The sequence below is a fragment of the Rhizobium sp. YJ-22 genome (genome assembly GCF_029601685.1).
Classification (GTDB): Bacteria; Pseudomonadota; Alphaproteobacteria; order Rhizobiales; family Rhizobiaceae; genus Metarhizobium.
Window position 1 is genome coordinate 380,349 of record NZ_JARRIR010000005.1, and the last position, 8,853, is coordinate 389,201.

Sequence of the window (8,853 nt, forward strand, 5' to 3'; positions counted from 1 at the left end):
GGCATGATGACACTGACATCGACGGGAGAGGCATCGTGAGCCGCATCGAAAAGTTTGGACTGGCGCTTGACGCCGCCCTGCATGATTTCCTGGTGAACGAGGCGATCCCCGGCACCGGTCTCGACCCGGAACGCTATTTCGAGAATTTTTCGGCCATCGTCCATGATCTTGCGCCGCGCAACCGCGCGCTGCTGGCGAAGCGCGACGACCTCCAGGCTAGGATCGACGCCTGGTATCGCGACAACGGCGCGCCCTCCGACATGGACGTCTATCAGGCCTTCCTGCGCCAGATCGGCTATATCCTGCCGGAAGGCGACGATTTTTCCGTCACCACCACCAATGTCGATCCCGAGATCGCCACCGTCGCCGGGCCCCAGCTCGTCGTGCCGGTGATGAATGCGCGCTATGCGCTCAATGCCGCCAATGCCCGCTGGGGTTCGCTCTACGATGCGCTTTACGGCACCGATGCATTGGGAGATTTGCCCGCCGGCGGCGGTTATGATCCGGCGCGCGGCAAGCGGGTGGTCGCCTGGGCAAAGGATTTCCTCGATTCCAGCGTCCCGCTCGCCGCCGGCAAATGGGCCGATGTCACCGGTTTCGAATATGAGAACGGCGCGCTGCTTGTCGATACTGCCGAAGGCCGCACCGGTCTGGCCGATCCCGGCCAGTATGTCGGCTTCAAGCGGGAGAGCGACAAGGCCTATCGCCTGTATTTCCGCAAGAACGGCCTGCACAGTCTGGTCTTCGTCGATCCCGACAGCCTGATCGGCAAGGACGATCCTGCCGGCATCGCCGATGTCGGCCTCGAATCGGCGCTGACGACGATCATGGACTGCGAGGATTCGGTGGCCGCCGTCGATGCGGCCGACAAGATTGTGGTCTATCGTAACTGGCTCGGCCTGATGAAGGGCGATCTGACGGAAGAGGTCAGCAAGGGCGGCCGCAGCTTCACGCGCAAGCTGCATGACGACCTCGACCTGACCACGGCGGAGGGCGCTCCGGCCACGCTGCGCGGCCGCTCGCTGATGCTGGTGCGCAATGTCGGCCACCTCATGACCAATCCGGCGATCCTCGATCGCGACGGCAACCAGGTGCCGGAGGGCATCATGGATGCCATGATCACGGCGCTGATTGCACTCTACGATGTCGGTCCGAATGGCCGACGCGCCAATTCGCCTGCCGGCTCGATGTATGTCGTCAAGCCGAAGATGCACGGACCGGAGGAGGTCGCCTTCGCTGCCGAGATTTTCTCGCGTGTCGAGGATGCCATCGGCATGGCCCGCAACACCATGAAGATGGGCATCATGGACGAGGAGCGGCGCACCACCGTCAACCTCAAGGAATGCATCCGCGCGGCGCGCGAGCGCGTCGTCTTCATCAATACCGGCTTCCTCGACCGCACCGGCGACGAGATTCATACGTCGATGGAAGCCGGCCCGATGATTCGCAAGGGCGACATGAAGCAGGCCGCCTGGATTTCGGCCTATGAAAACTGGAACGTCGATATCGGCCTCGAATGCGGTCTGTCCGGCCATGCGCAGATCGGCAAGGGCATGTGGGCCATGCCGGACCTGATGGCGGCGATGCTGGAGCAGAAGATCGCCCATCCCAAGGCCGGCGCCAACACCGCCTGGGTGCCGTCGCCGACGGCCGCGACCCTGCACGCCACCCATTATCACCGCGTCAACGTCGCCCGCGTCCAGCAGGGCCTCAAGGATCGCGCCCGCGCCAAACTCTCCGACATCCTCTCCGTTCCGGTCGCCGTCAGGCCGAACTGGACGCCGGAGGAGGTGCAGCGCGAGCTGGACAACAATGCGCAGGGGATTCTCGGTTATGTCGTGCGCTGGATCGACCAGGGCGTCGGCTGCTCCAAGGTGCCCGACATCAACGATGTCGGCCTGATGGAAGACCGCGCCACGCTGCGCATCTCCGCCCAGCACATGGCCAACTGGCTGCATCACGGCATCGTCACCGAAGCGCAGGTTCGCGAAACCATGCAGCGCATGGCCAAGGTCGTCGACGAACAGAATGCCGGCGATCCCTTCTACCGCCCGATGGCCGCCGATTTCGATGGCTCCGTCGCCTTCCAGGCCGCGCTCGAACTGGTGCTCAAGGGCCGCGAGCAGCCGAACGGCTATACCGAACCGGTTCTCCACCGCCGCCGGCTGGAACTGAAGGCGAAGAGCGCCGCCTGAGGCGCTCTTCTGGTAAATGACACCAAATGAGAAAGGCCGGCGGATCGCTCCGCCGGCCTTTCGAATTCTATCGATCCCGTCCGTTCTTACTGGATGACGATGACCTTGGAGCTGCGGCCGGGACGGACGCGCTTGTAGAGGTCGATGATGTCCTGGTTCATGAGGCGGATGCAGCCCGAGGAGGCGGCGGTGCCGATGGAGGCCCATTCCGGCGTGCCGTGCAGGCGGAACAGCGTGTCCTTGCCATCTTCGTTGAACAGATACATGGCGCGCGCCCCGAGCGGGTTGGTGAGGCCAGGCCCCATGCCGGCTTCGACATAACGCGCGACGTCGGGACGGCGCTGCGCCATTTCCTTCGGCGGGTGCCAGGTCGGCCATTCCTGTTTCCAGGCGACATAGGCCTCGCCCGCCCAGGCAAAGCCCTGCTTGCCGACGCCGATGCCGTAACGAACGGCCTTGCCGCCCGGCAGGATGTAATAGAGATGGCGCTCGCGCGTGTTGACGATGATCGTGCCCGGGCGTTCCTGGCTGTCATAGCTGACGATCTGGCGACGGAACTGCGGCTTGACCCGTTCCACCGGAATGCCCGGCAGGGTATAGCCGGCATCGGTCACCGAGCCGTAGGCGTTGTCGAACAACTCGGCGGTTTCGGTCTTCTTGGTCTCGGGCTTGCCGCCCTTGTCGGCGGATTCGCTCGTCGTCGAGCATCCGGCCAAAGCGAGCGTTGCCGCCAGGCCGAGCGCGGTCATTGCAGTGCGGAGGCGCATGGAATTCTCTTGAAAATCTGCTGCTGAATCGAGGTTCTTTCGAACCATCTTTGATTATGGTTTATTTTCGATTAAATTTGCCTTGGCAAGCTGCTGCCGTGCAGCAAATTCAATCCGCCGCGCAAATTAGAATCCCATGGTTTTTTTGCAACAGCCGGCGGCACCGGGAAAAGCTTATCCAGTGACCATTGTTTCCGTTTACAATAACAATCCGTTAATCGACGGCCGCCAGTCGGATCGCGCCATGATGGTGCGTCGCGGCGTGCAGATCCTGATGCGCGAGATGCGCCTGTCCGTGCTGCCGGAACTGTCGCTGGCGAGCGGCCGGCGCGCCGACCTGATCGCGATTTCGGAAAAGGGCGAGATCTGGATCGTCGAGATCAAGACGTCGATCGAGGATTTTCGCGTCGATCGCAAATGGCCGGAGTATCGGCTGCATTGCGACCGGCTGTTCTTCGCCACCCACAAGGAGGTGCCGCTCGACATTTTTCCGCAAGACTGCGGCCTGTTCCTGTCGGACGGCTACGGCGCGCATCTGCTGCGCGAGGCGCCGGAACATCGCCTGCCGCCGGCGACGCGCAAATCGGTGACGCTGAGTTTCGCCCGCGCCGCCGCCGATCGTCTCATGCTGGCTGAATGGGCGACAGGCAAACCGCTTGCCGGAGAGAGCCTGTCCGACGACGACAACGCCTTCGGCGAATGAGGTCGCCAAACGAAGCTTAGATTTACTTGGGCGCCCGCTTGGCGAGGATGCGCTGCAGCGTGCGCCGGTGCATGTTGAGCCGGCGGGCGGTTTCCGAAACGTTGCGCTCGCACATTTCGTAGACGCGCTGGATATGCTCCCAGCGCACCCGGTCGGCCGACATCGGGTTTTCCGGCAGTTCGGCGCGCTCGCCCGGCCGCTGCGTCAAGGCTGAAAAGATCTCGTCCGCATCGGCGGGTTTGGCCAGATAGTCCAGCGCCCCGAGCTTGACCGCCGTCACGGCGGTGGCGATGTTGCCATATCCGGTCAGCACGATGATGCGCGTATCCTCGCGTCGCTGGCGGATCTGCTCGATGACGTCGAGGCCGTTGCCATCGGTGAGGCGCAGATCCACGACCGCATATTTCGGCGGACGCGCCTTCGAGCGGGCGATGCCCTCGGCGACGCTTTCGGCGGTTTCCACCTGAAAGCCGCGTGTCTCCATGGCGCGCGCAAGCCGGCGCAGGAAAGGCGCGTCGTCGTCGACGATCAGCAGGGAGGGGTCGGCTCCGATATCGTCATGGCCGCTGTCGGCCGTCTCGGGTGTCGCTGGCATCTTTTCGGTCATGTCGCTGTCGCTCGTGCCTTGCGGAAGAAAACTCTTTCCAAATGCGTCTCAATGCATGTCCGATGGGAAAACGGGCTCCGCTTTTCCTCGAAATGCCTTATCTGGGTTCGGTTATGGCCGCTTCAATCGCAGGGGTAAAGCAATTCCTGCGTTTTTGCCCCAATGGAGGCGTCATATCGCATCCGCGCTACGTTCGCCGCCCTCCATCAGCGCGCGCGGCCAGAGGATTTTCACCCGCGCCCCCTGATGGTTTTCGAAGGTGAGGCGGGCGCCGGAACGTTCCAGCAGCGTCTTGGCGATGAACAATCCCAGGCCCAGTCCGCCCGCCGTCGCATGTCGCGGACGCGAGGTGACGTAAGGTTCGCCGATCCGGTCGAGAATATCGGGCGCATAGCCCTCGCCGTCGTCCTCGATGGTGACGATCACTTCCTGAGCCGTATGCTCGACGGTGACGGTGACTTTCGAGCGGGCGTAATCGACGGCGTTCTCGATCAGATTGCCGAGCCCGTAGAGAATGCCGGGATTGCGTGAGCCGACGGGTTCGCCGGCCCGGCCGCCCTTTTCGACGAGTTCCAGCTGGATGCCGAATTCCCGATGCGGCGCGATCACCTCTTCCATCAGCGAGGAGAGCGGCAGGCGCCGCATATGCGCCTCGTTTCCGGAAGACAGCGTCGTCAGCCGCCGCAGGATGTCGCGGCAGCGCTCGCTCTGGCTGCGCAACAGCTGGACATCCTCGCCGAAACGCTCGTCCTGCCCGAGTTCCCGCTCCATCTCCTTGGCGACGACGCTGATGGTGGCGAGCGGCGTGCCAAGTTCATGCGCCGCCGCCGCCGCCAGCCCGTCGAGCTGCGACAGGTGCTGTTCGCGCTGCAGCACCAGCTCGGTCGCCGCCAAGGCATCGGAAAGCTGCCGCGCCTCGTTGGAGACGCGATGCACATAAAAGGCGGCGAAGGCCATGGTGGAGACGATGGCGCTCCAGACGCCGAGCTGCAACACCACATGCACCGACATCTCCCGATCCGTATACCAGGGCAGCGGATAGGGCGAGAAGGCCATGACCGTGGTGGCCATCATCGCAAAGAGGATCAGTGCGATGGAATAACGCAAGGGTTGCGAGGCGAAGGAAATGATCACCGGCACGCAGACCAGCGGCGCGAATGGATTGGCAAGCCCGCCGGTCAGCGACAAGAGGGCGCTGAGCTGCAGCAGGTCGAGCCCGAGCAGCGCGAAGGCAGCCGGCGGCTCCAGCCGGTAGGTGGCGGGATAGCGCAGCGTCAGATAGGCGTTGACGGCGGCCAGCGCCGCAATCAGCAGAATACAGGGCAAAAGCGGCAAAGGAAATTTCAGCCAGGACGCGACGATCAACACCGTCAGCGTCTGGCCGCCGACCGCCAGCCAGCGCAGCCAGATCAGCGTTTGCAGGCGCAGGCGTCGGCTGGTGTGGTGGTAGGGAGACTGCCGTTCGACCGCATCCGTCATGATGTTCGAAACCTCTCATAGAAACCGCCCTGAAGCGCAGTGCATTCCTGCGCCTCAGGGCTTCGATTGCCGCATGTCGTTGCTGCAAAACCGCCGCCCGGTTTTGCGCATCACGCTTCATGTACCACGCGGCTTGGCGCGTGTCGTCGGCGCGGCGTCGGCCGGATCCTCCGGCCAGGGATGGCGCGGATAACGCCCGCGCATGTCGGCGCGCACGTCCTTCCAGGAGCCCGCCCAGAAACCGGGCAGGTCGCGGGTCGTCTGGATCGTCCGGTGCGCCGGCGACTGCAGGTCGAGCAGCAGCGGCCGGCGCTCGGCCCCGACCGTCGGATGCTGCTTCAGCCCGAAGAGTTCCTGCACGCGGATCGCCAGCACAGGCTCCTCGCCGTCATACTGGATCGGATGCCGCTGCCCGGTCGGCGCCTCGAAATGCGTCGGCGCGAGACGGTTGAGATCGCGCTGGATTTCGTGCGGCACCAGCGACATCAGCCCCTCCGTCAGGCTGCCGGCGGCGATATCGTCGAGCCCGCGCGCGCTTCCCTGGAAGGGCACGAACCAGTCGTCGAGCCGTGCGAGCAGCGCCGCGTCGCTCATGTCCGGCCAGGGCTCGCCGCTGCCGCGATGCAGGAAGCCGATGCGATCGCGCAATTGCCGCGCCTCCTTGCTGAACGGCAATACGTCGAGGCCGAGATCGCGCACGCCCTTGGCCAGTGCGCGCGCCGCCGCCTCGCCGCTCGGCCGGGGAAGCGGCGAGTCGTCGAAGATGATCGCGCCGAGCCGGGTGACGCGCCGCGCCCGCACTTGGCGCGAGGCCCGTTCGAAAAAGCTCTGCTCCTCCTGCACGATGGCGCCGGGCAGATACGCCTCGACGTCGCCCCGGGAAATTTCCGCCGCCGCGAGGATGCGCCCCTGCGCGGCGCGGCCGGTGAGATCGGCGACCACCAGCATCGGGCTCGCCGCCAGCCGTTCGGCCTCCGGCAATTCCGCGCCACGCCCATTTGCCATGACATAACGCCCACGTCCGCCGCGCTGGCTGGCGATCCGGTCGGGAAAGGCGTGCAGCAGCAATGGGCCGGGCAAAGCAGGCATGCCATCCCCTTTGCCGCCGCCTGCCTGCGCCGCCAGCCGCTTCGCCAGTTGTCGCGCCGCCTCGGCGCGCGCGCCCTTTTCGCTGCGGAAGCGGCGCAGCCGGTCCTCCAGATCGATGCTGGTGCCGCCGGCCCCCTGTTCGGTCAGCAGCACGGCAAGCAGCGCCGCCTCCTGCGCCTTTCCTTCCTTCGCCGCCGCCAGAACCATCGCCGCCAGCCGCGGCGGCAGGGCCATGTCGCGCATGCGTTTGCCTTGCGTCGTCAGCGCCAGCGAATCGTCGAGCGCGCCCAGCAGCTTCAGCAGCGCCCGCGCCTCGGCCAGGGCCGCCGCCGGCGGCGGATCGATGAAGCCGAGGCTTGCCGGATCCTGCACGCCCCAATGGGCAAGATCGAGCGCCAGCCCCGAAAGGTCGCTGGAGAGAATCTGCGGCGGCGTGAAGGCCGGCAGGGCTGCCGTTTGCCCCGCATGCCAGAGGCGAATGGCGATGCCCGGCTCGGTTCGCCCGGCGCGGCCGGCGCGCTGGTCGGCGGAGGCGCGTGACACCCGCACCGTTTCCAGCCTTGTGATACCCGTCGCCGGCTCGTACACCGGCAGCCGCTGCAAGCCGCTGTCGATGACGATGCGCACGCCGTCGATGGTGATCGAGGTTTCGGCAATCGAGGTGGCGAGCACGATCTTGCGGCTCCCGGCCGGGGCCGGCCGGATCGCCGCGTCCTGCTCGGCTTGGGAAAGATTGCCATAGAGCGGCGCGATGATCGTGTCGGGATCGAGCCGCTCCTCCAGCAAGGCCGCCGTGCGTAAAATTTCGGATTGGCCAGGCAGAAAGGCAAGGATCGATCCGCCTTCCTCGCGATGCGCCGCCCGGATGGACCGCGCCACGGTCTCCCACACCGGCTCGCCCGCCGGCCGCTCCTGATGGCGGACCTCGACCGGAAAACTCCGCCCCTGGCTTTCGATGACCGGCGGATGGTCGAGCAGGCCGGCGACCCGCTCGATATCCAGCGTCGCCGACATCACAAGGATGCGCAGGTCGTCGCGCAGCGCCGAGCGCACGTCGAGCGCCAGCGCCAGCCCGAAATCCGCATCCAGCGAGCGTTCGTGGAATTCGTCGAAAATGACCGCCGCGACCCCGGACAGTTCCGGATCCTCCAGAATCATCCGTGCGAAAACCCCTTCGGTCACCACCTCGATCCGCGTCTTGCCCGAAACGCGATTGTCGAGCCGCATCCGATACCCCACCGTCTCGCCGACCGATTCACCCAGCAGAGAGGCCATGCGGCTCGCCGCCGCCCGCGCCGCGAGGCGCCGCGGCTCCAGAAGAATGATGCGCCCGTCGCCGCGCCAGTCCTGGTCGAGCAGTGACAGCGGCACCAATGTCGTCTTGCCCGCGCCCGGCGGTGCAGACAGCACCGCGCGCCCCTCCTGGGCCAAGGCCGTGGCGATATCGCCCAGGACGGAAGAGACGGGCAGCAGCGGCAGGTCGATCGTCATACAGGCGCTCATATATAGACAACGGGTGAGGCGGATGATCCGCCCCGACTATGCGTATTTCCTTAGAACGCGTCGATTGCCAAGAAAAGCACGGCTGCGATCGACCTCCCGGGATCGGTTCTCGCGGGTATTGCCCGCCAGAATTGATATGCTGCGAAATTTTGACCATTTGGACTAGAATTCCGGAAGCGGCGCAGCGAGGCAGGCTCAGTGGAATGGGCGCTTGTGGAGAAACCGGTGTAAATAACCAAACAAAAACAGTCACTTATCATTTTGCTTCATTTTTTTGACGGCGCTCTGTTGACTGTCTGAGTGCAGTGGTTCTATAAGCCCGTTCATCGGCGGCGGCGGGAGCGCTTCTGGCGGCGAGGGCGGTTTGCTTTTGTTGTTGGGTGTTTTTGCTGGATTGACCGGTTGAGATTTTGGACGGATTTTGTGTTCGTCGGTTCTTTGACAAGTTGGTTATGTAGAAGAAAGAGAGACGTGGACGGCGCGTTTGTGTGGAACACAGATAGCGTGACG

The 8,853-nt window shown here is 64.7% G+C and carries 7 protein-coding genes; 2 read left to right on the plus strand and 5 right to left on the minus strand.

Annotation, left to right across the window (positions count from 1 at the left end; all coding sequences use genetic code 11):
• Positions 1-35 precede the first annotated feature (35 nt).
• Positions 36-2,195 (plus strand): malate synthase G, encoded by a 2,160-nt coding sequence (locus tag P7F60_RS14895; RefSeq protein ID WP_277918514.1) that lies wholly within the window; start codon positions 36-38, stop codon positions 2,193-2,195.
• A gap of 86 nt (positions 2,196-2,281) precedes the next feature.
• On the opposite strand, the gene P7F60_RS14900 is transcribed toward P7F60_RS14895, so the two are convergent.
• The gene (locus tag P7F60_RS14900) at positions 2,282-2,962 is read right to left on the minus strand and encodes a L,D-transpeptidase (protein ID WP_277918515.1); all 681 of its coding nucleotides are present in this window, start codon (positions 2,960-2,962) and stop codon (positions 2,282-2,284) included.
• A gap of 181 nt (positions 2,963-3,143) precedes the next feature.
• On the opposite strand from P7F60_RS14900, the gene P7F60_RS14905 reads away from it, so the two are divergent.
• Positions 3,144-3,665, plus strand: coding sequence for an MmcB family DNA repair protein (locus P7F60_RS14905; RefSeq protein WP_277918516.1), 522 nt, complete (start codon positions 3,144-3,146; stop codon positions 3,663-3,665).
• Between the two features lie 22 nt (positions 3,666-3,687).
• On the opposite strand, the gene P7F60_RS14910 is transcribed toward P7F60_RS14905, so the two are convergent.
• The 4 genes from P7F60_RS14910 to P7F60_RS14925 all read right to left on the minus strand — a co-directional run.
• A complete protein-coding gene (locus P7F60_RS14910) occupies positions 3,688-4,272 on the minus strand; it encodes an ActR/PrrA/RegA family redox response regulator transcription factor (RefSeq protein WP_277918517.1) in 585 nt (194 codons plus the stop codon).
• Positions 4,273-4,443: 171 nt separating this feature from the next.
• The gene (locus P7F60_RS14915; protein WP_277918518.1) at positions 4,444-5,751 is read right to left on the minus strand and encodes an ActS/PrrB/RegB family redox-sensitive histidine kinase; all 1,308 of its coding nucleotides are present in this window, start codon (positions 5,749-5,751) and stop codon (positions 4,444-4,446) included.
• Positions 5,752-5,868: 117 nt separating this feature from the next.
• Positions 5,869-8,331 carry an ATP-dependent helicase HrpB gene (hrpB, locus tag P7F60_RS14920; RefSeq protein ID WP_277918519.1) on the minus strand — a complete coding sequence of 821 codons (2,463 nt, stop codon included), beginning with the start codon at positions 8,329-8,331 and terminating at the stop codon, positions 5,869-5,871.
• A gap of 268 nt (positions 8,332-8,599) precedes the next feature.
• The coding region (locus P7F60_RS14925; protein WP_277918520.1) for a hypothetical protein at positions 8,600-8,853 on the minus strand (254 nt) is incomplete at its 5' end.

Coding starts and splice junctions, on each gene's coding strand:
- P7F60_RS14900 (WP_277918515.1), bottom strand. CDS start 2,962: ATGCGCCTCCGCACTGCAATGACCGCGCTCGGCCTGGCGGCAACGCTC.
- P7F60_RS14910 (WP_277918517.1), bottom strand. CDS start 4,272: ATGACCGAAAAGATGCCAGCGACACCCGAGACGGCCGACAGCGGCCAT.
- P7F60_RS14915 (WP_277918518.1), bottom strand. CDS start 5,751: ATGACGGATGCGGTCGAACGGCAGTCTCCCTACCACCACACCAGCCGA.
- hrpB (WP_277918519.1), bottom strand. CDS start 8,331: ATGACGATCGACCTGCCGCTGCTGCCCGTCTCTTCCGTCCTGGGCGAT.